The organism is Sphingomonas sp. CBMAI 2297 (assembly GCF_029870595.1).
In the GTDB taxonomy this organism is placed as follows: Bacteria; Pseudomonadota; Alphaproteobacteria; order Sphingomonadales; family Sphingomonadaceae; genus Sphingomonas.
In genome coordinates this window covers 175557-199948 of the sequence record NZ_JAPDIR010000009.1, presented here as the reverse complement: position 1 = coordinate 199948, position 24392 = coordinate 175557, and the positions used below count along the sequence as shown (strand labels likewise).

At 67.5% G+C, this 24392-nt stretch carries 21 protein-coding genes; 9 read left to right on the top strand and 12 right to left on the bottom strand.

The annotated features are described in order from the left end of the window. Nucleotides 1–945 (bottom strand): SPFH domain-containing protein (locus tag OMP43_RS14455; protein ID WP_280280227.1); only part of this gene is annotated, 945 nt, incomplete at its 3' end. 96 nt (nt 946–1041) lie between these two features. On the opposite strand from OMP43_RS14455, the gene OMP43_RS14450 reads away from it, so the two are divergent. The 4 genes from OMP43_RS14450 to OMP43_RS14435 all read left to right on the top strand — a co-directional run bounded on the left by OMP43_RS14450 (nt 1042) and on the right by OMP43_RS14435 (nt 4972). Next, entirely contained in the window at nt 1042–1878 is an 837-nt protein-coding gene (locus tag OMP43_RS14450; RefSeq protein WP_280280238.1) for a CoA ester lyase, read from the top strand. A gap of 38 nt (nt 1879–1916) precedes the next feature. Next, complete coding sequence (locus OMP43_RS14445) at nt 1917–2414, top strand: hypothetical protein (RefSeq protein WP_280280226.1); 498 nt, start codon at nt 1917–1919, stop codon at nt 2412–2414. Continuing rightward, nucleotides 2383–3840, top strand: coding sequence for an IMP dehydrogenase (gene guaB / locus OMP43_RS14440; RefSeq protein WP_280280225.1), 1458 nt, complete (start codon nt 2383–2385; stop codon nt 3838–3840). Before OMP43_RS14445 ends, guaB begins: the two co-directional genes overlap by 32 nt. A gap of 190 nt (nt 3841–4030) precedes the next feature. Further along, nucleotides 4031–4972, top strand: coding sequence for a phosphatase PAP2 family protein (locus tag OMP43_RS14435; protein ID WP_280280224.1), 942 nt, complete (start codon nt 4031–4033; stop codon nt 4970–4972). Nucleotides 4973–5079: 107 nt separating this feature from the next. Here the strand turns inward: OMP43_RS14435 and purT are convergent, their stop codons facing one another. Beyond that, nucleotides 5080–6249, bottom strand: coding sequence for a formate-dependent phosphoribosylglycinamide formyltransferase (gene purT, locus OMP43_RS14430; RefSeq protein WP_280280223.1), 1170 nt, complete (start codon nt 6247–6249; stop codon nt 5080–5082). Between the two features lie 196 nt (nt 6250–6445). On the opposite strand from purT, the gene OMP43_RS14425 reads away from it, so the two are divergent. Both OMP43_RS14425 and OMP43_RS14420 read left to right on the top strand, forming a co-directional pair. Beyond that, a complete protein-coding gene (locus OMP43_RS14425; protein ID WP_280280222.1) occupies nt 6446–7630 on the top strand; it encodes an RsmB/NOP family class I SAM-dependent RNA methyltransferase in 1185 nt (394 codons plus the stop codon). A 29-nt stretch (nt 7631–7659) separates the two neighbouring features. Next, nucleotides 7660–8175, top strand: coding sequence for a tetratricopeptide repeat protein (locus tag OMP43_RS14420; RefSeq protein WP_280280221.1), 516 nt, complete (start codon nt 7660–7662; stop codon nt 8173–8175). Nucleotides 8176–8272: 97 nt separating this feature from the next. On the opposite strand, the gene rsmA is transcribed toward OMP43_RS14420, so the two are convergent. The 4 genes from rsmA to lptD all read right to left on the bottom strand — a co-directional run bounded on the left by rsmA (nt 8273) and on the right by lptD (nt 13879). Beyond that, on the bottom strand, nt 8273–9088 hold the full coding sequence (rsmA, locus tag OMP43_RS14415; RefSeq protein ID WP_280280220.1) for a 16S rRNA (adenine(1518)-N(6)/adenine(1519)-N(6))-dimethyltransferase RsmA: 816 nt from the start codon (nt 9086–9088) through the stop codon (nt 8273–8275). Continuing rightward, a complete protein-coding gene (pdxA, locus tag OMP43_RS14410) occupies nt 9085–10080 on the bottom strand; it encodes a 4-hydroxythreonine-4-phosphate dehydrogenase PdxA (protein ID WP_280280219.1) in 996 nt (331 codons plus the stop codon). Before pdxA ends, rsmA begins: the two co-directional genes overlap by 4 nt. 1 nt (nt 10081) lies before the next feature. Next, complete coding sequence (locus tag OMP43_RS14405; protein ID WP_280280218.1) at nt 10082–11476, bottom strand: peptidylprolyl isomerase; 1395 nt, start codon at nt 11474–11476, stop codon at nt 10082–10084. Nucleotides 11477–11572: 96 nt separating this feature from the next. Further along, nucleotides 11573–13879 (bottom strand): LPS assembly protein LptD, encoded by a 2307-nt coding sequence (lptD, locus tag OMP43_RS14400; protein ID WP_280280217.1) that lies wholly within the window; start codon nt 13877–13879, stop codon nt 11573–11575. Nucleotides 13880–13999: 120 nt separating this feature from the next. On the opposite strand from lptD, the gene OMP43_RS14395 reads away from it, so the two are divergent. Both OMP43_RS14395 and ndk read left to right on the top strand, forming a co-directional pair. After that, nucleotides 14000–14443 (top strand): DNA polymerase III subunit chi, encoded by a 444-nt coding sequence (locus OMP43_RS14395; protein WP_280280216.1) that lies wholly within the window; start codon nt 14000–14002, stop codon nt 14441–14443. Nucleotides 14444–14596: 153 nt separating this feature from the next. Then, entirely contained in the window at nt 14597–15019 is a 423-nt protein-coding gene (gene ndk, locus OMP43_RS14390; protein WP_280280215.1) for a nucleoside-diphosphate kinase, read from the top strand. A 195-nt stretch (nt 15020–15214) separates the two neighbouring features. On the opposite strand, the gene OMP43_RS14385 is transcribed toward ndk, so the two are convergent. Then, the gene (locus OMP43_RS14385) at nt 15215–15661 is read right to left on the bottom strand and encodes a hypothetical protein (RefSeq protein ID WP_280280214.1); all 447 of its coding nucleotides are present in this window, start codon (nt 15659–15661) and stop codon (nt 15215–15217) included. A gap of 138 nt (nt 15662–15799) precedes the next feature. Between OMP43_RS14385 and OMP43_RS14380 the strand changes: the two genes are divergently transcribed. After that, nucleotides 15800–16915 (top strand): purine nucleoside permease, encoded by a 1116-nt coding sequence (locus OMP43_RS14380; protein ID WP_280280213.1) that lies wholly within the window; start codon nt 15800–15802, stop codon nt 16913–16915. A gap of 58 nt (nt 16916–16973) precedes the next feature. Here the strand turns inward: OMP43_RS14380 and OMP43_RS14375 are convergent, their stop codons facing one another. The 5 genes from OMP43_RS14375 to OMP43_RS14355 all read right to left on the bottom strand — a co-directional run bounded on the left by OMP43_RS14375 (nt 16974) and on the right by OMP43_RS14355 (nt 24336). Continuing rightward, on the bottom strand, nt 16974–17357 hold the full coding sequence (locus tag OMP43_RS14375; protein WP_280280212.1) for a hypothetical protein: 384 nt from the start codon (nt 17355–17357) through the stop codon (nt 16974–16976). Then, nucleotides 17347–21588, bottom strand: coding sequence for an RHS repeat-associated core domain-containing protein (locus OMP43_RS14370; RefSeq protein ID WP_280280211.1), 4242 nt, complete (start codon nt 21586–21588; stop codon nt 17347–17349). The genes OMP43_RS14375 and OMP43_RS14370 overlap by 11 nt, the downstream gene beginning before the upstream one ends. A 55-nt stretch (nt 21589–21643) precedes the next feature. Continuing rightward, nucleotides 21644–21859, bottom strand: coding sequence for a hypothetical protein (locus OMP43_RS14365; protein ID WP_280280210.1), 216 nt, complete (start codon nt 21857–21859; stop codon nt 21644–21646). Between the two features lie 265 nt (nt 21860–22124). Continuing rightward, nucleotides 22125–23519 (bottom strand): ATP-binding protein, encoded by a 1395-nt coding sequence (locus OMP43_RS14360; RefSeq protein ID WP_280280209.1) that lies wholly within the window; start codon nt 23517–23519, stop codon nt 22125–22127. A gap of 97 nt (nt 23520–23616) precedes the next feature. Further along, nucleotides 23617–24336 carry a response regulator gene (locus tag OMP43_RS14355; protein WP_280280237.1) on the bottom strand — a complete coding sequence of 240 codons (720 nt, stop codon included), beginning with the start codon at nt 24334–24336 and terminating at the stop codon, nt 23617–23619. Between the last annotated feature and the right edge of the window lie 56 nt (nt 24337–24392).

Sequence of the window (24392 nt, the reverse complement as noted above, 5' to 3'; positions counted from 1 at the left end):
GCTGATCGGCACGCTGGGCGGCATCGGCGAGCTGCCGCCCAGCGCGTCGCGCGCCAGCTCGCCGATGCCGCCCAGCGTGCCGATCAGCTGCGTCGCCTCGACCGGGAACAGGATGGTCTTGGCATTGGGCGAGGTCGCGAACTTGCCGACCGCTTCCACATATTTCTGCGCGATGAAGTAGTTGAGCGACTGGCTGGAGCCGGCCTCGATCGCGTCCGAGACGAGCTGGGTCGCCTTGGCCTCGGCCTCGGCCGAGCGTTCGCGCGCCTCGGCGTCGCGGAAGGCCGCTTCGCGCCGGCCCTCGGCCTCGAGGATCTTGGACTGTTTCTGGCCCTCGGCGCGCAGGATCTCCGAGGCCCGGGTGCCCTCGGCCTCCAGGATGTTGGCGCGCTTCTCGCGCTCGGCCTTCATCTGGCGGCCCATCGCGTTGACGATGTCGGCGGGCGGGCGGATGTCCTTGATCTCCACGCGGGTGATCTTCACGCCCCAGGGTGTCGTCGCATGGTCGACCACCGAGAGCAGCCGGGCATTGATCTCGTCGCGCTTCGACAGCGTCTCGTCGAGATCCATCGATCCCATCACGGTGCGCAGGTTGGTCGTGGTGAGCTGGAGCAGCGCGATATAGAGGTCCGACACCTCATAGGCGGCCTTGGCCGCGTCGAGGACCTGGAAGAACACCACGCCGTCGGTGGAGATCATCGCATTGTCCTTGGTGATGATCTCCTGGCCCGGAATATCGATCACCTGCTCCATCATGTTCACGCGCCGGCCGACCCGGTAGAAGAAGGCGGGATAGAAGTTGAAGCCCGGCGTCGCGACCGTGGTGAACCGGCCGAAATGCTCGATCGTATATTGATAGCCCTGGCGGACGATCGTGACGCTGGAGAAGAGATAGAGCACGACCACCGCGGCCACCGCGCCCAGGAAGACATTGAGTACGAGCATTCCGACTCCCCCAAAGAATGTGGCCCAAAAAGAATGCGGCCCAGAAGAATGTGGCCCTCGCCAATCCGATCCTTGCTAGCATAGAGATGGGCCATGATCACGGCCCGTCTCGCACCGCGCACCGCCCTGTTCCTCCCGGCCTCGAACCCGCGTGCGATCGAGAAGGCGCGCGGGCTTCCGGCCGACCTGGTGATCCTCGACCTGGAAGACGCGGTGAAGGACGAAGACAAGGCGGAGGCGCGCTTTGCCGCGCTGGAGGCGGTGGTGATCGGCTTCGGAGCGAGCCTTTCCGCGATCCGGTTGAATGGCACCGAGTCGCATGAGCATTGGGAAGACTGCGCCGCTGTTGCCGCCTCGAGCGCCGATTTTGCGGTGCTGCCCAAGGCGGAACGCACCGCCGATGTCGTGAAGGTGGTGGAAGACGTCCGCAAGCCGCTGCTGGCGATGATCGAGACTCCGCTCGGCGTGCTCGCCGCCGCCGCGATCGCCGCGGTGCCGGGCGTGGCGGGCCTGATCGCCGGCACCAACGACCTGGCCGCCGCGCTCCGCCTGCCGCCGTCGAGCGGTCGCGCGCAGATGTCGGTCGCGTTGCAGACGATCGTCCTCGCCGCCCGCGCCGGCGGGGTCTGGGCGCTGGACGGCGTGTTCAACCGGCTCGACGACGCCGAGGGCCTGGCGGCGGAGTGCCGCGAGGGGCGGGCGCTGGGTTTCGACGGCAAGTCGCTGATCCATCCCGGCCAGCTCGCCATCGCCGCCCGGGCCTTCGGTCCGAGCGAGGCCGAGATCGCCGATGCCCGCGCCCTGATCGCGGCGGCGACCGGGGGCGCGGAGCGATATGAGGGGCGGATGATCGAGGCGATGCACGTCGACCAGGCCCGCGCCCTGCTCAAGCGCGCCGCCGATCGGACCACTACGGAACATTTCGGCGCCTGAAGCCGGGCGGCGGGGCAAGCAGCCTCTATGATGACCATATGCCCGGCCTGTCCCTATTGCATCGTGACCTGCTTGCCGCGCTCGACGAGATCGAGACGCTCCTCGCCCAGCCCGAGCTGGACCAACTGCGGCTGTCGCGCGTCCGCCTCTACATCTCCAGGGTCAATGGCGAGCGCCGCAACACGGTCGATGCGCTTTGCCTGGCGCGCGAGCGCGAGGCCGGCGGCGTCATCGCCCAGCAGTTCGCGGCGCTCCGCCAGTCGAACATCGACACCAGCATCGAATATACGATGCATGTCGGCGCCTGGGGCCTGCGCGAGATCGCGGAGGACTGGCCGGGCTATTGCCGCGCGTCCACGGCGCTCGTCCGCAGCCTGCGCCAGCAGATCGCGATCGAGCAGGCCCTGTTGTGCATGACGCCCGAAGACGCCGACCCCCTAGCGCTTTCCGACCCTCGCGGTTACATGGGCCGCCAACTTCCGAATCAGGACATTGGCGCACCCCATGGACATCCCCCTCGGCCTCACCTTCGATGACGTTCTCCTCTATCCGGGAGAATCCGAAGTCCTGCCGAGCATGGCCGATACCCGCACGCGGGTGACCCGCGGCCTTTCGCTCAACATTCCGATCCTCTCCTCGGCGATGGACACCGTCACCGAGGCCGACATGGCGATCGTGATGGCCCAGCTGGGCGGCATCGGCGTGCTCCACCGCAATCTCGACATCGAGGAGCAGGTGGAGGCGGTCCGCGCGGTGAAGCGCTTCGAGAGCGGCATGGTCGTCAATCCGATCACCATGGCGCCCACCGGCACGCTGGCCGAGGCCCGCGCGCTGATGGCGCAGCACAAGATCAGCGGCATTCCGATCGTCGAGGCGTCGGGCAGGCTCGCCGGGATCCTCACCAACCGCGACGTCCGCTTCGCCGAGCGCCCCGATCAGCGCGTCTCCGAGCTGATGACGCACGAGAACCTCGCCACCGTCCGCGCCGGCGTCTCGTCGGAAGAGGCGCGCCGCCTGCTCCACGCCCGCCGCATCGAGAAGCTGCTCGTCGTCGACGATGCCTATCGCTGCGTCGGGCTGATCACGGTGAAGGACATCGAGAAGGCGGTGAACTATCCCGCCGCCACCAAGGATGCCGCCGGCCGCCTCTGTGTCGCCGCCGCCACCACCGTGGGCGACAAGGGCTTCGCGCGCACCGAGGCGCTGGTCGATGCCGAGGTCGACCTGATCGTGATCGACACCGCGCACGGCCACAACAAGGACGTGTCGCGGGCCGTCGAGCGCGTGAAGAAGCTCTCCAACCGCGTCCAGGTGATCGCCGGCAACATCGCCACCGCCGAGGCGGCCAAGGCGCTGATCGATGCGGGCGCGGACGGGTTGAAGGTGGGCATCGGCCCGGGCTCGATCTGCACCACCCGCGTGGTCGCCGGCGTCGGCGTGCCGCAGCTCACCGCGGTGATGGATGCCGCCAACGAAGCCGCGAAGCACGACGTGCCGGTGGTCGCCGATGGCGGCATCCGCACTTCGGGCGACGTCGCCAAGGCGATCGCGGCCGGCGCCTCCACCGCGATGATCGGCTCGCTGCTCGCCGGTACCGAGGAAGCGCCGGGCGAGACCTTCCTGTATCAGGGCCGCGCCTACAAGTCGTACCGCGGCATGGGCTCGGTCGGCGCGATGGCGCGCGGCTCGGCCGACCGCTATTTCCAGCAGGACGTGAAGGACCAGCTCAAGCTGGTGCCCGAGGGCATCGAGGGCCAGGTGGCGTTCAAGGGCCCGGCCAAGGACGTGATCCACCAGCTGGTCGGCGGCGTGAAGGCGTCGATGGGCTATGTCGGTGCCGCGACGATCGCCGAGTTCCAGAAGAAGGCGCGGTTCGTGCGCATCACCAATGCCGGCCTGCGCGAGAGCCATGTCCATGACGTGACGATCACTCGGGAAGCGCCGAACTACCCGACGCGGTGACGGGCAGGGCGCGATCCCGCGTCCGGACGGGCAGCGGGCTCGTGCCGCCGTCTATGCGATTGCGCGGGCTCGACAAATCGTTACCCTCCGGACGGTGCCAAGTTTCGATCGCCTCCGGCCCGTGCCGGCCAACGCCCTGCTTCGACCGCTCCCCGGTTCAGCGCCCGGGATCATTCCCGGCGCGCCGCCCTTGTCGGACGGCTTCTCTCCCGCGCAGCTATGGGGCGCGCTCGGGCTGAGCCTGGCGATTTGCGGCGCGCTGCTGTGGAAGGCGCAGCTCGGCGTCGATCTGCTGCGGCCGGGCAACGCGCCCTATTTCCTGGCGCTCGCCTTGGCTTTCGCCGTTCGCCCGGTTTTCGGCCGCACGAGTTTCCGCTGGGCGGAGGCGGCGGCCGACTGCGCGGAGTATTTCGCCTTCTTCACCGCCATGGCGCTGATCGGCGCGGTCAGCAGCTATCCGCTGGCGGCGCTGTCGCACGGCTTCGCCGATCCGTGGCTGCAGAGAGCCGACGAGGCGCTGCGTTTCAACTGGCTCGCCTGGTACGAGATGGCTGCCAGGCACCGGAGCCTGCAACTGCTCGGCATGGCCGCCTATCAGAGCATCTATGTGATTCCGGCGGCCTTGCTCGCGGCCTTTGCGATCCGTGGCCAGCGCCGCGAGGCCCATCGCTTTCTCGCCGGATTCTGGCTGGCCGCATTGATCACGCTGACCCTGTACCTGTTCATGCCGGCGGTGGGGCCGCTCTCCTATCTCTGGAAGGGGCCGATCCCCTATATGCCGAGCAGCGCCATCTGGCAGGAAACGCTCATCCCCCCGCTTCGCGCGCACGAACTGAGTCGCGTCAATCTCGACGAGCTGCGCGGCCTGGTCTCGGCTCCCAGCTTCCACACCGCCTCGGGCGTCCTCTATATCGCCGCGGCCTGGCGCTGCGGAAACCTGCGCTGGCCGCTGATCTGCCTGAGCCTGGCGATGCTGCTGTCGGTGCCGGTGGAGGGGACGCACTATCTGTCGGACATGATCATCGGCGCAGCCGTGGCGCTGGCGGCACTGATGCTCGCATCCAGGCTGATCGGCCGATTCGGGCGCAAGGCGCCGGGGCTCGGAGCGCGCCCGGCATTGGGGGATGCCTAGGTTGGGGACTCCCTTGCTTGAACCGTCACCCCGCTAACCCTTCCTCGTCATCCCCGCCTGCACGGGGATGACGGGTGGAGTTTCAAGGGCTTGTTCGGGTTCTCAGCCTAGGCGCCGTAGCCGATCCGCACCTTGCCCGCCGCCTCGGCCGCCACACGTCGCGCGGCATCGGTATCCCCGGACAGGGCCAGCGCCACGCCCATCCGCCGGTACGGCCGCGAATTCGGCTTGCCGAAGATCCGCACGTCCACGTCGCCGCCCGGCACCGCCAGCGCCTCGGCCAGCCCGTCATAGGACAGGTCCTCCGAAGCCCGGTCCGCCAGGATCACCGCCGATGCCGAGGGCCCGCGCAGCGTGATCGCAGGGATCGGCAGCCCCATCACCGCGCGCGCATGCAGGTCGAACTCGCTGAGGTTCTGCGAGATCAGGGTCACCATGCCGGTGTCGTGGGGGCGGGGGGAGAGTTCGGAGAAGATCACTTCCTCGCCCTTCACGAAGAACTCCACGCCGAACAACCCATAGCCGCCCAGATCGTCGACCACCTTGCGCGCCATCTCCTGCGCGTCCGCGATGGCGGAGGCCGACATGGCGGCGGGCTGCCAGCTCTCCTGATAGTCGCCGCGCTCCTGGCGGTGGCCGATCGGCGGGCAGAAGAGCACGCCCTGGCGGGTGCGGACCGTGAGCAGCGTGATCTCATAGTCGAAGGCGACGAACTCCTCGACGATCACGCGCTTGCGATCGCCGCGCATGTTCGCGACCGCATAGTCCCAGGCCGCCTCCAGCCCATCGGCGGAGCGCACCGTGCTCTGCCCCTTGCCCGAGGAGGACATGACCGGCTTGATCACGCAGGGCAGCCCGGTGTGGCCGGCCCCGGCCAGCACTTCCTCCAGGCTCTCGGCATAGCGGTATCGCGAGGTGCGCAGGCCGAGCTCGACCGCCGCGACTTCGCGGATGCCGTCGCGGTTCATGGTCATCTGCGTCGCGCGGGCGGAGGGGACGATGGTGACGCCCTCGGCCTCCAGTTCGGCGAGCACCTCGGTGCGGATGGCCTCCACTTCGGGCACGACATAATCGGGCCGGTGCTTCTCCACCGCCGCGCGCAGCAGCGCCCCGTCGAGCATCGAGAATATTTCGAAGCCGTCCGCCACCTGCATCGCCGGGGCGCCCGCATAGGCGTCGCACGCGATCACCTGGGCGCCCAGCCGCTTGGCCGAGATCGCGAACTCGCGGCCGAGCTCGCCCGAGCCGAGGAGCAGGATCTTCGCCGTGAACGCCATGTGCTTGCCTTCCGATTGGGTTGGCGTGGCTGTGGCGGGATCGGCCGGCAATGTCGAGATTCCGCTGTCAAAGTTGGAGATGTTCTGCTTCTGGTCGAGGCATGCCGAGCGCGATTGCCCCGACCCGCGACCCCTCCCGCACCCGCGCGGGGGTTCAAGCGATTCAACATTTCGCGCAACCACCCGGTTTAATGTCGTGAACCCCGCGGCGCGCCTCCAGGCTGCCATCGACCTGCTCGACAAGATCACCGACGCCGCCCGCGACCAGGGCGGATCGGCCGACACGATCATCGCCCGCTGGTTCGGCGAGCGCCGCTATGCCGGTTCCAAGGACCGAAGGGCGATCCGCGCGCTGGTCTATGATGCGATCCGCATGCTCGGCGAGCGCCCGGAAAGCGGCCGCGCCGCGATACTGGCGCTCGCCGCGCGCCGGCCCGAGCTGGCGGCGCTGTTCGACGGATCGCCCTATGGCCCCGCGCCGATCGTGCCGGGCGAGCCCGTTGCCGAAGCGGGCGTGCTGCCGGGCTGGCTGGCGGCTGCCTTCCTGGCATCGGACCTCGATGCCGATGAGCAGGGAGCATTGCTCGAGCGCGCGCCGCTCGACATTCGCGTCAACACGCTGAAGGCCGATCCGGCGGCGATCCAGGCGGAGATCGCCGGCGCGGTGCCGCTGCCGGGCCTGCCGGCGGGGCTGCGCGTGCCTTCGGATACGGCGATCGAGCAACTGGCCGCCCACAAGGACGGCTTGCTCGAGGTGCAGGATGCCGGCAGCCAGCTGGTCAGCCTGGCGGCGGGCGCCGGGCGCGGGCAGCGCGTCATCGATCTGTGCGCGGGCGGCGGCGGCAAGACGCTCGCGCTCGCCGCGGCGATGGCGAACCATGGTTCGATCCTCGCCTGCGATATCGACCGCCCGCGGCTCTCCCGGCTGATGCCCCGCGCCGAGCGGGCAGGAGTGTCGATCGCCGAAACCCGCCTGCTCAATCCCAACCAGGAAGCCGCGATGCTCGCCGACCAGGCCGGCCGCGCCGATGTCGTGCTGGTCGATGCGCCCTGCTCGGGCACCGGCACCTGGCGCCGCAACCCCGAGGCGCGCTGGCGGCTGACGCCGCAGCGGCTGGACCGTTACGTCGCGACTCAGGCGGCGCTGCTCGATATCGCCGCCGATCTCGTCCGCCCCGGCGGCGTGCTGGTCCATGTCGTCTGCTCGCTGCTCGATGCGGAGGGGGCTGGGCAGGCCGAGGCGTTCCTCGGCCGGCATCCGGGCTGGAGCGCCGAGCCGCTGGCGCTCGGGGCCGGCACACGGCGTGGCCCGGGGCTGCGCTTCACCCCGCTGGGGGACTCGACCGATGGCTTTTTTGTCGCGAGGATGCGCCGGCCATGATAGCGACGGGGCAGATTTCGGAGAATGTGATGCGTTTCACTGCGATTGGGGCAGCCGGTGCGTTGCTGCTGCTCTCGGTTTCCACCTCGCTGATGGCGCAGCGTGCCGACAACCAGATCGATCCGCGCTCGGTGGAACTCGTCAGGCAGGGGCGCGCGGCGCTGGCTGCCGGTAATCTCGAGGGCGCGGGCGATGCGCTGGAAAGCGCGCTGGCGGTGGACCCGCGCAACCGCGAAGCCTATCTGGTCCTCGCCGAGATTGCCCGCAAGAACAGCCTGCCGGGCAAGGCGATCCGCCTTTATCGCGAGGCGCTGAGCCTCGAGCCGAACGACACGGCGGCGCTGCGCGGCCAGGGCGAGGCGATGGTCGCCAAGGGGGCGATGGAGCGGGCCAAGGAGAATCTGGCCAAGATCGAGAAGCTCTGCGCCAAGGGCTGCGCCGACGCGACTCAGCTCTCGGCGGCGATCGCCAAGGGCCCGCCGGTCACCACCGCCCAGGCCGAGCCTGCGCCCGCGCCAAGCGCCACGCCGACGGCCAAGCCCTGATCCTGCCTGCCCGGGTTCTGATCCTGCTTGCAATGTAGGGTTTCGCCTGCTGGGATTTCCCGGCGGGCCGATCCGGTGCCGTCGCTCTTTGACGAGTTCAACCCAGGGTGCGGGCCAGCCCGGCGAATTCCGAGACGGTCACCGTTTCGGCGCGCCGGCTGGAATCGATGCCCAGCGTCTCCATTGCCTGCAGCGCGCCTGGCACGCCCTTCAGGCTCTGGCGCAGCATCTTGCGGCGCTGGCCGAACGCGGCGGCGGTGAGCGTCTCCAGCGTCTTCAGCCGCACGCCTTCGGGCGGCGTGCCGGGGACGATGTGGACGACCGCCGACATCACCTTGGGCGGCGGCGTGAAGGCCGAGCGGTGGACGTGCATCGCGATCTTCGGGGTGGAGCGCCATTGGGAAAGCACCGCCAGCCGGCCATAATGCTCGGTGTCCGGGCCGGCGACGATCCGCTCGGCGACTTCCTTCTGGAACATCAGCGTCAGGCTGGCCCACCACGGCGCCCATTCGGCCGAAAGCCAGCCGACGAGCAGGGCGGTGCCGACATTATAGGGCAGGTTGGCGACGACATGGGGCTTGCCCTGAAACAGCGCGGGCGCGTCCACTTCCAGCGCATCGCCTTCGATGACGCGGAGCTTGCCGGGGAAATAGCTGCCGAGTTCCTCGAGCGCGGGAATGCAGCGCCGGTCACGCTCCACCGCGGTGACGCTGGCGCCGCCCTGAAGCAGCGCGCGGGTGAGGCCGCCCGGACCGGGGCCGACCTCGAACACCTCGGCGCCGTCGAGCTTGCCGGGCACCTTGGCGATGCGGGCGAGGAGCTGGTGGTCGAACAGGAAATTCTGGCCCAGCGCCTTGCTCGCGCTGAGACCATATTTGCCGATGACGTCCCGGAGAGGCGGAAGGCTGGTCACGCCGCGGCTTCGGCCCTGCGCTGCGCGGCGCTGGCGGCCAGCTTGATCGCGGCGATCATCGCCCCGGGATTGGCGGCGTCCTTGCCGGCGATGCCGAAGGCGGTGCCATGGTCGGGCGAAGTGCGCACGATGGGCAGGCCGAGGGTGATGTTCACGCCCTCGTCGAAGTGCAGCGTCTTGATCGGGATCAGCGCCTGGTCATGGGTCGGGCAGAGCGCGGCGTCATAGCCGGCCCGGGCGCGGGCGTGGAACATCGCATCGGCGGCGAAGGGGCCGATCGCGTCGATTCCCTCCTCGCGCAGCCGGGCAATGGCGGGCTGGAGGACGTCGATCTCCTCCCGCCCGATCTCGCCGCTCTCGCCGGCATGGGGGTTGAGGCCGGCAAAGGCGAGCCGGGGGCGCTCGATGCCGAAATTGCGCAACAGGCCGCGCGCGGTGACGCGGGCCTTGGTGAGCACCAGCTCGATGGTGAGCAGCTCGGGCACCCGGGCCAGCGGCTCGTGCACGGTGATCGGCACCACGCGCAGCGTGGGGCCGGCGAGCATCATCACGGCGTTCTCGGGCGAGATGCCGCAGCGTTCGGCGACGAACTCGGTCTGGCCGGGATGGGTGAAGCCGATCTTGTAGAGCTGGACCTTCGACACCGGGCCCGTCACCACGCCGCCGGCGGCGCCGGCATTGGCAAGGCCGACCGCCAGCTCGAGCGACTGGAGCGCGGCCTTCGCGCTGGCCTCGTCGGGGCTGCCCGGCGTGACCTCGCAAGTGTCGCTGACGGCGAGCACCGGGAGCGCGTCGCCGAAGACGCCGGCCGCTTCGTCCGGATTGTCGATGCGGGCCACCGGGCCGTCCCACACCCGCTCGACCGCGCCCGGACAGCCGATGGCGAAGAAGGGCGCGAGCGAGTGAAGCTCGCGCGCCTTCCATGCCTTGGCGGTGATCTCGGGGCCGATTCCGGCCGAATCGCCCATGGATATGGCGAGCGGCCGGATCACCTCAGCGATATTCGATGAGCGCGTCGCGCCGCAGGTCGCGGAGCATGCGCTGCGCACGCAGATTGGTACGCTTGTCGGCCTCGCCGTCCTGGATCTGCTCGAGCGAGGGCAGGCCGGCCGCCGGCGGATCGTCGCGGCCGCATACGACGAGAACGCGCACGCCGTCCTCGATCGTGCCGAAGGGCTGGGTCACCTGGCCCACCTGCAGCGGCAGGATGATCTGCTGGAGCGCGGGCGGCAGCTCGCCGATGATCACGCCGTCCTTCTCGACCACCTCGGCATTCTGCGCGGCGGCGACGTTGGACGCATCGCCGCAGCCCTTGATGGCCTGGGTCGCCTGCGCGAACTGGCCGGCGCGCGCCGTGGCCTGCGCCTCGGTCGTGCCCTTGGGGAAGGAGATGGTGATCTGGCGCAGCGAGAGCTTGGCGCCCCGCGGATCGGCCATGCCGACCTTGCGCTTGTCGGCGAGGTAGACGACCGTGAAGCCGGTGGTGAGCGGGATCGGACCGGCGACCTGGCCGGGCTGCATCTCCTCGACGGCCTTGGTCATCTCGTCGGGCAGGATGCCGGGAGCGAGGCGGACCCAGCCGAGATCGCCGCCCTGGCCCTTGGTCGAGCTCTCCGAATAGGTCTTGGCGAGATAGTCGAACGGCGCGCCTTCCTTCATCTGCTGGATGATGCGCTGCATGCCCGCATAGACTTCCTGCTTACGGTCTTCGGTCGCGTTCATGTAGATTTCGTAGACGTGATATTCCTCGCTGCCCTGCGCGGCCTTGAGGCGGTCGAGAATGGCCTTGGCCTCCTCGTCGCTCACGTTGATGTCCACCTTGCGGCGCAGCAGGCGGCTCCAGGCGACTTCGCCCTCGACCTGCTTGCGCATCGTCCGCTCCGACGCGCCGGCCTGGCGCAGGAAGGCGCGCATCTGCTCGGGCGTCTTCTGGAGGCGGCGCGCGACCGAGGCGAAGCTCTGGTCGATCTCCTTGGGGTCGACCTTGATCTCGTTGGCCTTGGCCTCCTGGATCTGCAGCGTCTCGTCGATCAGCTGGCGCAGGATCATCATGCGATACTGATCGCGTTCTTCCGGCTTCAGGTTGAGCTTGTTGAGCGCGATGATCAGGTTGAGCCGCTGGTCGACGTCGGTGCCGGTCAGCACCGTGTCGTTCACGATCGCGGTGGGCTTGCGGACGTTCGGATCGGCCTTGCCGAACAGCTTGAGATCGCGGGGAAGGTCGAGCTGGGCGGCGAGCGCCGCTTCCTGTTCCTCCTGCGTCGCCGGTGCCGGCGCAGGTGCGTTCGGGGCGGTCTGCGCCATGGCGGCGGAGGCCAGGCTGGAGATCGCGAGCGCCAGAACGGACGAGCGGCCTGCGCGGATCGCCTTGGTAACACCAATGTTCACGTGAATCCGTACCCTCAAATCTGCCGGAAGCGTGGCGCTTACTGGCCAATTGTGCCTGAACTTAGGCTTACCGGCGGTTCCCCTCTGCCGCGGAGCCTAGCGTCCGAGATTCTTGAACGCCAGCGTGAACAGATAGGAGTTGCCGCGCGACGCGTCGCCAGTGGTGGCATAGTCGCGCTTCCAGGTGAAGCCCAGCCGCAGGCAATCGTCCTCATAGGTGATGCCGACGCGGTGGCGCACCGGCTCGAACCCGTCGGAGAGCGAGGTCGGATCCTCCTTGCGGTCGGTGAGGTCGACCAGCGTCGAGCCCGAGATCGACCAGAAGCGTGCGATCTGGACGCGCGCGCCGAGCCGCAGCTCCTCGCGGTCCTGCAGGTCCTCCAGCGACGCGCTGATGTTGCGGTTGAGGCGCAGATAGCCGAGCTGGATATAGGTTGACCGCGAGCCGAGCGTCATGTCGACTTCGTTGCGGCGGAAGGCGAGGTTGTCCTTGTCCAGCCGGTAGCGATGGGTGAAGCTGATGAAGTCGCGGAAGCGGATCACCGTGCGGCCGACGATGTCGGAAACCCGGTCGGTCAGCCCCGTCCCGTCGGGGAACAGCGTGGGGCGCGACGAGATGCGGTAGCTCTGGCCGATATTCGCGTCGATCGAGAAGCCCGGCAGGTAGAGCGCATAGTCCATGCCCCAGGTGAACCGGGTCGAATCCTCGAACCGGTCATAACCCGGGAAGCGATTGAGCGCGAAGAGGTTGGAATCCTCCAGATCCACCGCGCGGGCGTCTTCGTTGGGGACTTCCAGATTGGCGATCTTGGGCGAGGCGACGACCTGGAAACGCGGCGTGATTCGCTGGGTGCCGCCGAACAGGCTGCCGACCAGCGGCCATTTCACGTCCACCGCCGCGGCGGCGATGCCGCGGGTGTGGAAGCCATCCTCGCCGCGATAGCTGACCACGCTGGTCAGGTTCGTGTCCGAGGCGTTGTAGAGATCGCCCCGGGCATAGGCGGTTAGCGTCACTTCCTGACCCCAATTGGTCAGGCGGCGCAGGTCCCAGCGGGCGCTGGCGAAGGCGCGCTGCGAATCCTGCCCGTCCGAGCGGCCGATCGCCAATGTGTTGAGCTGGAACTCGAAGCGCCCGCCGACCAGCCCGTCGTCCATCCGGCGGCGATAGTCGATCTCGGGCAGGGCATAGGGCTGCAGGCCCTGACGATCGCCGACCCGCAGCGTCTGCACCACCCAGGCATTTATCGAGAAATAGCTATCGGCATCAATACGTTCTACGCGAATATTGTTGCGCAGCCTGTCATCGCGCGAAATGTCGTAGCGGCGCAGGAAGGTGCGATCGGTAGTCAGCCGCAGCGAGGCGCTGACGCTCCAGGCCGGATCGAGCTGGAAATTGCCGACCGCGTCGAAATAGCCGCGGAAATCGTTCTTCGAAGTGGCCGGCGTGACGGGAACCGTCAGATCGTCCGCCCGGCGGCTATAGGTGCCATAGGCGCTGAGCCGGAAGGCGCCGAGCGCATTCAGCTCGCGATAATCGGCCTGCAGCACCGGCAGCACGTTGGTGTAGATGCGCGGCGTGATCGTCAGGTCGCGATTGGGCGCGAAGCTGAGATAATAGGGCAGCGCGAACTGGAAGCCGTTGGTGCGGTTGTAGCGCAGGTCCGGCGACAGGATGCCGCTGGCGCTCTCGCCGCCCACCGGGTGCGAGAAGACCGGCAGCGGGATCGTCGCGAAGCCGAACACCGAGACGCGGGCGCCGGTGTAGCGCAGCCGCTTGCTGTCGGGATCATAGACTACCCGGTCCGCGGTGACCTTCCAGGTCGGCTCCTTGGGGCATCCCTCCGAATCGCCGACCGCGCAGGGCGTGTAGGCGGCGTTGTGGACGATGAAGCTGCCGTCCTCATGGCGCTCGCCGCGCTGGGCGGCAACGCGGCCGCCCGCGTCGAGCACGACCAGCATGTTCTGGACGACGCCGTCCTTCAGCGTGTCGGTCAGCTCGATCTTGTCGCCATAGGCGCTGTCGCCCTGCGGATTGACCAGGACGACATTGCCCTCGGCCACGACCTGGCCCGACTTGCGGTTCCACACCACCTTGTCGGCGCGCAGCCGCTCGCTGCGGCGATAGAGGCGGACGTCGCCGGTGGCGGTCACCACGTCCTGCTCATTGTCATATTCGAGCTGGTCGGCGGTAAACTGGATCTGGTCCTCGCCCTCGGGCAGCGCCGTCGGCGACGGGGGCGGCGGCTCGACCGCCGGAGTCTGCAGATTGGGGGCGGCCGCCGGAATCGGGGCCGGCGCGGGCGTGGGCGCGCCCTGATTCGGCTCGGTCTGCGTCTGCGCGCGCGCCTCGGCCGCCAGGCACAGGCCCAGCGCGGCCGACAGCAGCAAGGCCTTGCGCGTCACTTCGATTCCCACCTTTGCTTCAACTCCCGTGCACGCGGCCCCTACCGCCCTATCGCAGCGGTTGCGCCATCGCAACGTCACGTGCGTTGGCCCGAACGCACGGAAACGCTAACAGGAGCCATGCAGGTCGATTTCTACCATCTGACGCAGCTTCCCCTGGAACGCGCGCTGCCCCGTATCGCCGAGCGCGTGATCGAGGCCGGCGGGCGGCTGCTGATCGTGGCGGGCGAGGCGAGCCAGCGCGCCCGGCTCGACCAGCTGCTCTGGACCTATGCGCCCGACAGCTTCCTGCCCCATGGCCAGGCCGGCGGGCCCGATGACGATCGCCAGCCGGTGCTGATCGCCGCCGAAGCGGGCGCCGCGGCCAATGGCGCGCGCAACGTCGCGCTGGCCGACGGCGTGTGGCGCGAGGAGGCGCTGGGCTTCGAGCGGGTCTTCCACTTCTTCGGCGAGGAGCGGATCGCCGAAGCGCGCATCGCCTGGAAGGCGCTGGCGGACCGCGACGGGGTGGAGCGCAACTATTGGAAGCAGAATGCGCAGGGCCGCTGGGAGAAGGCGGCCTGAGTTGCAGGCGCCGGACGCCCAAAAGCGCTCCGGAAAGAACAGTATCGCGCGACCGGGCAAGCGCATGCCTATAGGGGACGCTTGCATCGTGTGCCGCCCGGGACTAGGGAGCCGCGACTTTTCCACAACTTCAAAAGCAGGAGCCGCACGGCCATGGCCGCGAACCGGACCTTTTCGATCATCAAGCCCGACGCCACCCGCCGCAACCTGACCGGCGCGGTCACCAAGATGCTGGAGGAGGCCGGCCTGCGCGTCGTCGCTTCGAAGCGCATCCAGATGAGCCGCGAGCAGGCCGAGGGCTTTTACGGCGTCCACCGTGAGCGCCCCTTCTTCAACGACCTGGTCGAGTTCATGATCTCGGGCCCCGTCGTCGTGCAGGTGCTCGAGGGCGAGAACGCCGTGCAGCGCAACCGCGACATCATGGGCGCCACCAACCCGGCCAACGCCGATGCCGGCACCATCCGCAAGGAACTGGCCGAATCGATCGAGGCGAACTCGGTGCACGGTTCGGACTCGGACGAGAACGCCGAGATCGAGATCAACTTCTTCTTCAAGACGGAAGAGATCGTCGGCTGATCGCCGAGGTTTCTACACCGATTTGGATGCGAAAGGCCGGGGTGGAAACTCCGGCCTTTTTCGTTTCCGGATGGCGGCGGATTTCGATGCCGCATGCGAGGGCTTCGTCCCCGGGTTTGAAACCGTGGCCCGCCTCCATTTCCGTCATCCCCCCTTTGCGAGGACGACGGAAGAAAGGGGAAACCTGATCGAGGCCTAGCGCATGGCGAGATGGCCGCAGCCGCGCATCTGGCTCGTGCCCGGCACCAGGCCCTCCGCCGTCACCGTCACGCTGTGCAGGAAGCTGGCGCCCGCATCGTCCTTGCAGGGTTCGCGCTTGATCTCGACGATCACCGGCCGGAGCGCGCCGGCTGCCCGAATCTCGCCGCTCAGGACGATCAGGGTGCTCGGCGCGTCCGCCGGCTGGCCCTTGTAGAACAGCTTGAAATCGCTCTGTCGCGAGCCGCTGGCCCAGACGAGGCTGGCGTCATGGGCGCCGCCGCCGGTGGAGGTGATGTCGATGCTCCAGCCTTCGCCGCCGCCGTTGAAGGCAGGGACCGGGCTCAACTGGCCTCCGCGCAGCTCCGGTGGCGGCCCGGAGGTCGAAGTCGATTGGGTGCAGCCGGCCAGCGCCAGCATCGTCATTGCGATCATCGCGCGCATTGCGAAATCCTCCCTCTGTCGTTTCCCGAAGCTGCAAACGCGGCGCGGGGATCGCGGTTGCCGAAGGGCCATCGATTGCGAAGCCGGGCCCGGCTATCATGGTCGGACGATCAGCATGCAAAAAGGGGGCGCGACCGAATGCGTGGGCTTGGAATTGCGGCGGCGCTGATATCGGCCGCCCTGCCTGGTAATGCCGGGGCCGCGGTGCTGCATCCGAAGGTGGTCATCCTGGGATATTTCGAGACCAGCAAGGCCTATGGCGAGAAGGGCTATTGGGGAGATGCCGACAAGCCGGGCGAGCTGCATCACTGGATCGAGGGCCTGAACCTCAAGCGGCGGCTGCCGGTGAGGGGAGCGTTCAACCCGGTCTGGGCGAATGCCGACGGATCGATCATCGCAATGAAGATCGGGCCCAACAGCCTGCATCCCGCCGTGAACCTGATGGCGCTGGGCCTGGACGCGAATTTCGACCTTTCCCGCTCCTACTGGCTGATCAACGGCATTGCGGGCACGTCGCCGGAGACGGGGACCATCGGCGACCTGATCTGGACGGATTTCGTCGTCAACGGCGACGTCGCCCATGAGATCGACGCCCGCGAGATCCCCGCCGACTGGCCGGAGGGATATTTTCCGGCCGGCAAGACCAGGCCCTATCCCGAGCCGCGAGTGGCGGCGGGCTCGCCGGAGGATGTCCGCGGCTGGACCGGCCCATTCCGGACGAACCGCGCGCGGACGGTCACCATGCTGAATGCCTCGCTTGCCCGCTGGGCGTATCGGCTGACCGTCCGCGTCGCGCTTCCGGACAATGCCGAGATGCGGGCCGTACGCGAGGAATATGACCAGCCCCGGGCGCGTTCGGCGCCGGAGGTCGCGATCGGATCGACGCTCTCGTCCGAAACCTTCTGGCTCGGCGGCCGGCTGGATGCCTGGGCGCGCCGCTGGGTCGCCTATATGACCGATGGCCGCGGCACGTTCCGCACCACCGAGACCAACGACGCCGGGGCGATGGTCGCGCTGTCGGCGCTGGGTCGGGCAGGGCGGGTGGACCCGGACCGGGTCCTGCTGCTCCGCGCGGCGAGCAACTTCGACATGCCCCCCAGGGCCGTGCCGGCATCGGAGCAGCTGGTGCGGGAGGGGCCGCAATCCTTCGCCGGCTATCTGCCAGCGCTGGACGGGCTCTACCAGGTGGGCGCGCCGGTGGTGCGCGAGATTGTCCGCGGCTGGTCGGGCTACTCCAAGGCGCCGCCACGGTGAGGAGGCGCGCCAACCCTCTGGTCCGATGGGTCGGCGCCGAAGCCCGCACCGGCGATGCCTAGCAATTATTACTGCGCATCTTCAAATTATACACTCGTGAATCGCTATCCGCCACGATGATCACCGGAACATTATCCGCACGGTCGATCCTGTAGAACATGGGATAGTTCGCCTTGGAAACGGAAATTCCGCCATCGGGCAAGGCTATTATGTTGAAATCGGAATTGAGGATCAGGCCTACTTTTCTGAATTCGATACTATACTTGAATGGCTTGTCATTTATCGTGAGGTGATCCTGCATCAAGTGCAAGCGGATGCCCCCATCGTCGTAGCATCCAAGAAAAGGCCCTGGGTCGCGCGGCTTCGGCTCCTTGTTGATGTCGCAGGAGGCAACAAGCATCGCGCAACCCAGCGCGGCTACTAAGGACAGTTTAGCTACCAACGACGTGACACCCACTGATCGAAGTATCTCCGGCAGTAGCGGTCAGAGCGCCACTGAAGTTCGCGATCGAGAGACCCGGGATATCTTTCGAATATCCCAGGGAACCACCCTGCGAAACCCATTCGCCATCCACATTCTGCGTGGCGGAATAGCTGGCGCCGATCGGCCCATAGGATATGCCGGCCGACGCCGTCTCGCCATAGCCGACAAAGTCCGCCAGCGAGCGGGCGCGGCCATAGTCCCTGGTGAAGCCCGCCCCGACTCCAAGGCCGGCGCCAAAGGTCTTGTAGTTCCCCCAGGAGCCGGTCCTCAGATTGGTCCATTGTCCCCAGCTGACCTGAAGCCCGCCGCCAATGATCGCCGTGCCGGTGGCGCCGCCATATTCGATTTCCCCGCTCTGCTCGAGCGCCCTTTCGCAATCGGTCTTTGGCCGTGTCGGCTTGGGCGGCGTGGGCTTGGGCGGGGACGCGCCGCGCCCGCCGCCACCGCCCCTCGGCGCATCGCGGGCGTCAGGGCTGATCGTCTTCATGGGATAGCAGTAGATCTGCGGCGCGGTTACCGTGATGAAGCTTCCCGGCGTCGCGTCCTGCCGGCTCGATCGGGCAACCGGCATTTCACCGGGGCCGCAGTCCCTGAGCCCGGACGGATCGCTGAAATTGATCGGATCGCCGGTGACATAATTGTACAGGTTCATCCCGGCGTCATAGCCGATCGGATCGGTCTGCAGGAATCGTCCCAGGGTCGGCGAGTAGATGCGGGCCTTGTAATAGGACATGCCGAGTTCGGGCAGCCAGGCCTGGCCGGTATATTGGAACCGCCCGATATTGCCCGTGCCCGGGATGCCATATTCGTCATAGCTGTTCACGCCGATGCCGTTGCCCGAGCTGTCGCTCACCGTGGTCACCGAGCCGCGCTCATCGGCATGCAGCCAGCGCCGGTCGCTCGTGCCGGATCCCTCGTACCACAACAGCGCCTCGTCGGCGCCGGGACCGAACACGTAGCGCCGCAACACGCTGCCACTGGGGTTGGCGACCTCCGCCGCCATGTTGCCGCCGTCATAGACGAAGCGGGTCGAGGTGCTGGTGTCATATTCGGACAGCCGCCCCAGCGCGTCGTAATAGAGCGTTACGCCGGGCCCGGATTTGAGCAGATTCTCCGACGAATAGGTGTAGCCGGCGCTTCCCGAGCTCGTCAGGTTGCCGCGCGCGTCATAGCCGATGCCGGTCGGGCCGGCCGTTGTCGCCTGGTTGAGGCCATTGATCGTGTAGCCGCGATCGACATTGTAGTGCCCGTTCCACGCATAGGCGTCGTTCGAGCGGGTCTGCGCGGTGATCTGCCCCGCCGGATTGTAGACGAAGCCGTGCGTGAAGTCATAGGCGCTGCCGGCCAGGTCCTGGGTGAGCGAAGCCAGGCGCGAGGCGCCGTCATAGCCGTAGCTCGTGCCGGTGCCGTTGCCTCGGGCGATGCCGGTCCGCCGGCCGAGCTGATCATAGCTGTAGCTTGCCAGCACGCCCAGCCCCGAGGCCGCGCCATTCTCGCGGATCGCGGTCATCTCGCCGGTGACCAGATAGTCATAGGTTATATAGAAGCCGTCCCACCAGTTCATCCGCGTGCGCCTGCCGGCAAGATCATATTGATAGCCGATCGTGCCGAAGGGCTGGGCTTCGCTGGTCAGCCGCCCCAGCGAGTCATAGCTGAAGCCGTGCGTGATGTCGGGGCGCACCATGCTCGTCACCTGGCCGAGCAGGTTGTAGCCATAGGTCACGTCGGGCTCGCTGCCGGGCAGGTCCTTCAGCGTCATCCGGTTGAGATTGTCATAGCTATAGGCGATCACCTGTCCGTCGCGCAGCCGCCAGGACGAGACATTGCCCGCGGCGTCATAGCTCAGCTGCTCATAGTCTGTGGCGGAGCTGGTGCCCGAGCCGGTGGTGGCTACCGGATAATAGGTCTTCGAGAGCCGGCCGAGCCCGTCATATTCGTAGCTGGTCTTGTTGCCCTCGCCATCGGTCACGCTCGCCAGCTTGCTGTTGTCGGTATAGGCCTTCGTGACGTCGTCAGCCTGGTCCGTCGTGCCATAGGCAGTCTGCACCTTGGTGAGCCGATCGGCCTCGTCATAGATGTTGCGCGTGATCCGATCGGGGCCGGCGCTGCCCGTCGTCGCCAGCGCGCAGGCGCCCGGCAGCGCGCTCCAGGTCGCGCTGTTCATCCGCAGCGCCGTGCAGTCGAGCCGTCCGGCCGCGTCATAGCTGTACTGGGTCACCTGGAAGGCGGTGCCGCCGGCGCTCGCCACTTCCTTCGTCTTGTGGTCCACGCCATCATAGTCGGTGGCGAGTTGCTGCTGCGGCGAGAAGCCTGCCCAGTCGCTGTCGCTCTGGCTGTTCACATTGCCGATCTCGACCAGCGTTGCCCGGCCCTTGGCATCATAGGTGAACCGCCTCGCCCGCGGCAGGAGCGAACCGCCGCCGTCCGGGTCCGGGCTCACCACGCCGACAAGCTGGCGGGCGGCGTCATAGCGATAGCGGGTGGTGTCGGCGGTGCCCGAAAGCGGGCCGTCGACGGTGATCACGTTGCCGACATCGTCATAGCCGATCGTGGTCGTGGCGGTGAGCGAGCCATTGCCCGCTCCCTTGCTCACCACATTGGGCAGGCCGTTGGTATCGTAGGAGATGCTGGTCTTCACTTCGTCGGCGGTGCCCGCGCAGGAGGCAGTGGTCTGGCAGGTCGAAACACCGCCGACCTGCTGCGTGCCGTTCACCGTCACATAGCTATAGGTGGTCGCCGGCCGTACGGCACCCGTGCTTGCCGCCGGCGCGGTGGCGGTCAGCAGCTTTCCGGTCGTGCTGTTGTAGCTATAGTCGGTCTGGTTGCCCTTCGGGTCCTTTGTCCAGTTGGGCTGGTTGCATTTCGCGACGCTGGTGCAGGAGGTGTCATAGCCCGCGGTCGTCACGACATCGGCCAGGCCCGAGCCCGATTTGGCCACCATGCGCGCCTCGGTAAGGTTCCCGCGGCCGTCATAGGTGAGCTGGGTGTAATTGCCCTCCGGCGCCGTGATCTTGGTGACGCGCCCGCTCGTGTCGTAATCCCAGCGCGTCGTCTTGCTGATCGGCGCGGGCGTGGTCGCCGACTTCATCCGCTGCAATGCAATGTCGAACGTGTAGACAGTGGCATGGCCGAGCGGATCGGTGACCGTGGTCGTCCGCAGTCCGGCGCTGTCGGCATAGCCGTACGTCGTCGTCCCCGCCGCATTGGTGACGCTGAAGACGCGGTTCGACCCGTCATAGGTGACCGTCACGTCCTCCCCGGCGCTTCCCGCGCGCTGGATCCCGACAAGGCGACCCGTATTCGTCCGGAATATGGTGGCGCGCCCCAGCGGGTCGGTGATCGTCAGATAGGCATTGCCGCCGCCAAAGCTGGAAGAGAACCCCTGATAGCGGCTGCTTGCGCCCGCGACCTTGGTGTTGGTGAGCCACACGCCATTGGTCAGCGACCAGTTGTACCAGTCGGTGCTGAAGATGTCGCTGGGATCGGCGAAGGCAGGGCCGTTGTCGAACGTCAGCTTGTATCCGGAGTTATTCTGCACGCTGGACACGCGATACGCATAGGCATGGGCGGTGCAGATCTGGCCGTCGGCGCCTTCCTTCGATTGCGAGCAATAATACAGGCTCTCGAAGGTAAAGGTCAGCGTTTCGCCGGAGGGTTTCGTTATGTCGGTTACGACGCCGATGACGGTATTGAACGGTATTCCGCCGGCATAGGTCTTGTTGAAGTGAATGACCGTTCCGTCGCTCAGGGTATAGGTGTAGACGCTGCCGCTGAGCGACAGGGTGGATCCATTGCCTTCGGTCGCGGTGAAGGTGCTGCCCGATACCGTGAAGTGGTCGCTCTTGCCGGCATAGGCGACAAAGGCTCCGCCGCTGTCTATCCGCAACGTGGCGACCAGATTGTCGCCCCAGACATTGCTGCCGCGCAGCAGCTTGCGATGGACGAATCCCTGCCCGCCGCCCTGTCCGGCGGTGAGCGCCGGGCCATCGGCGTTCATCGTGCCCAGGAACAGATCCACTCCGTTCGCGTCGAGGTTCTCGCGGACCGGGACATTGGCCGCAACTTGCGCCCTTACCGCCGGCGCGAACGACATGCCGCCGATCGCGGCCGTGGCAAGGATCGAGCAGGCAAGGAGCTTGGAGACGGCGCGACGGCCGCCCGGGCGCATGGCCCCGACGCATTTCAGCATGGCTTCCCCCTATTGGAGCAGGTCTATCCGATGGGATGATTGGCGAAGTGGCGAGTCAGGGCGCCGGATTTGGAGAACCGGTGACCTTCACATTCTTGCGGTTGTTCGCCTTGTCATGGGTGTATTCGGCCTTGACGCCGTTGTTCACCGTGCCCGAGCGCTCGACCTTTACCAGCCGGCCCTTGGCATCATAGGTGTAGGTGACGGTTTCCGAAGCCTGCACCGACGAAGTGATCATCGCAGCCAGGCCGAGACTGATGAGAAACCTCATGCACATCTCCCCCTCTCTCGCTTGAAAGAATCGAAGTCGCCCTTTGCAAGCAAGTCGAATATTTATGTAAATTGGCGTCTTGACAATATTAGAAATGCGTAACGAAAATTCATCCATTTCGGATGTTATCTTATTCAAAATTCGCGGAGATGCATGAGGGCTGCCATGTTGCTTCGCGCTGGAGCAGGCGTCGCAACTTCGGCGGATCGATCCCTGGCCACGGAGCGACATTGCCAGCGTGGCTTGCGGTTTCGGGTTGGCGCGATCAGCTGCGCGGCAGGGTGATCGTGGCCACCAGGCCGCCGCCTTCGCGATTGGCGAGGCTGATCTCGCCGCTGGCGTCGCGGACGATGGCGCGGGCCAGCGCGAGGCCGAGGCCGGCGCCGCCGGTCTCGCGGTTGCGCGATTCCTCGAGGCGCGTGAAGGGATCGAAGACCTTTTCCAGCTTCTCCGGCGGGATGCCCGGGCCGCGATCGCAGACTTCGATCGCGACGCGCTGCTCGCCCGGGCGGAGATGGACCTCGGCGCCGCCGCCATATTTGACGGCATTCTCGATCAGGTTGCGCACCGCGCGGCGCATCAGCGCGGGGCGCAGGTGCATGCGCAGCCGGGGCGCCTCCTCGAAGGTCACGTCCCGGCCGAGATCGCGGAAATCCTCGACCACCGCGTCGATCAGCGCCGAGAGGTCGACATCGGTGGGCGGCTCGCTCGGGCGCCCGAGCCTGGCGAGGCTGAGGATGTCGTCGAGCGTGCGGTTCATCTCGTCGATCGTGTCGGCCATGCGGGCGCGATCGTCCTCGTCCTCGACCGATTCGATGCGGACCCGCAGCGCGGCGAGCGGCGTGCGCAGGTCGTGCCCGATCGCGCCGAGCATGCGGTCCTTCTCGTCGAGCATGCCCGTCACCCGGGTGCTGAGCGCGTTATAGGCGGCGATCACCGCGCGCACGTCGCTCGGGCCGCTTTCCTCGACCGGCCGGGCGCCGTCGCCGGGATGGAAATCGCGCGCGGCGATGGCAAGCTTGCGCAGCGGCCGGGCGATGCGGTGGCCGGCCCAGAGGACGGGCAGGAGCACGACGATATAGAGGATGAGCGTCTGGGCGAGCAGTTGCAGGATCAGGGCGCGCTCCGAGCGCGGCCAGGCCGAACTGAGCGAGAGCCAGCCCTTGCCGGGCAGCTCGACCGCCACCATCAGCTCGGCGCCCATGCGGCGGAGGCGATCGGCGCGGGCGGGATCCATGCGCTTGAGCAGCGGGCGGCTGCCGTCGATCGGCCGGACCACGGCGATGACCTGCCCGATGGCGACGCCGCCATCGGTGAGCCCGCGGCGAAAGTCGCGTTCGATGTCGCTGCGGCGGACGAGCTCGGCGGGAATCGGATTGACGGGGCCGAAATCGACGCGCCCGCGCAGTTGGCGACGCCCCTCATGCCCGCCGCGCCGCTCGGCCATGCCGGGCGCATCCGGGCGCGGGTTCACCGGCGCGCCGAGCCGCTCGGCGGCATCGATCAGCCGGGTGACGGTGGGGACGATCACCTGGGCGAAGCGAGCGCTCTGGCGCTCGCGGACGAGGAAACCGAAATTGATCGCCTGGGCGACGAACAGCGCCACCGCGACGAGCAGGGCGATCTGGCCGGGAAGCGAGCGGGGGAAGAGGCGAGTCATCGGGAAGCTGTCATCCCGGCGGAAGCCGGGATCTCGTGCCTCAGGCCGTTCGCTTGCCGCCTGGGATCCCGGCTTTCGCCGGGATGACGAATGCTCGTCACAGCCGCGTCACTTCGGCCGCCAGCGTGTAGCCGCCGCCCCAGACGGTCTTGATGATCGCCGGGTTGCGGGGATCGGGCTCGATCTTCTTGCGCAGGCGGCTGACCTGGTTGTCGATCGCGCGGTCGAAGGCGGCGGCCTCGCGGCCCTGGGTCAGGTCGAGCAGCTGGTCGCGGGTCAGCACCGCGCGGGGCCGGGTGACCAGCGCGTGGAGCAGGCTGTATTCGCCGGTGGAGAGCGGAACCGAGACGCCCTCGCGGTCGACCAGGGCGCGCTCGCCGGTCTTGAGCACCCAGCCGGCAAAGGCGAAGCTGCCCGCATCGGGCGCATGCTGTCGAGTGCCGCCGGCCTGGAGCCGGCGCAGCACCACCTTGATGCGGGCGGCGAGCTCGCGCGGGGAAAAGGGCTTCACGACGTAGTCGTCGGCGCCCATCTCGAGCCCGACGATGCGGTCGGTCTCCTCGCCCCGGGCAGTGAGCAGGATCACCGGCGTGTCGCTGCTCTCGCGGATGTGGCGGCAGAGCGACAGCCCGTCCTCGCCGGGCATCATGATGTCGAGCACCACCAGGTCGATGGCATAGGCGGCCATGCGGGCCCGGGCGCCCTCGGCATCGCCGGCCTGGGTGATCCGGAAACCCTGCTTGGTGAGATACTGGGCGAGCGGCTCGCGGATCGAGCGTTCATCCTCGACGAGCAGGAGATGCGGCGTGTCCGGCATGTCGGGTTCGTAAGTCATGGGCATGCCGCAAGACAAGGGGTGCCCGGGCGGGTGAG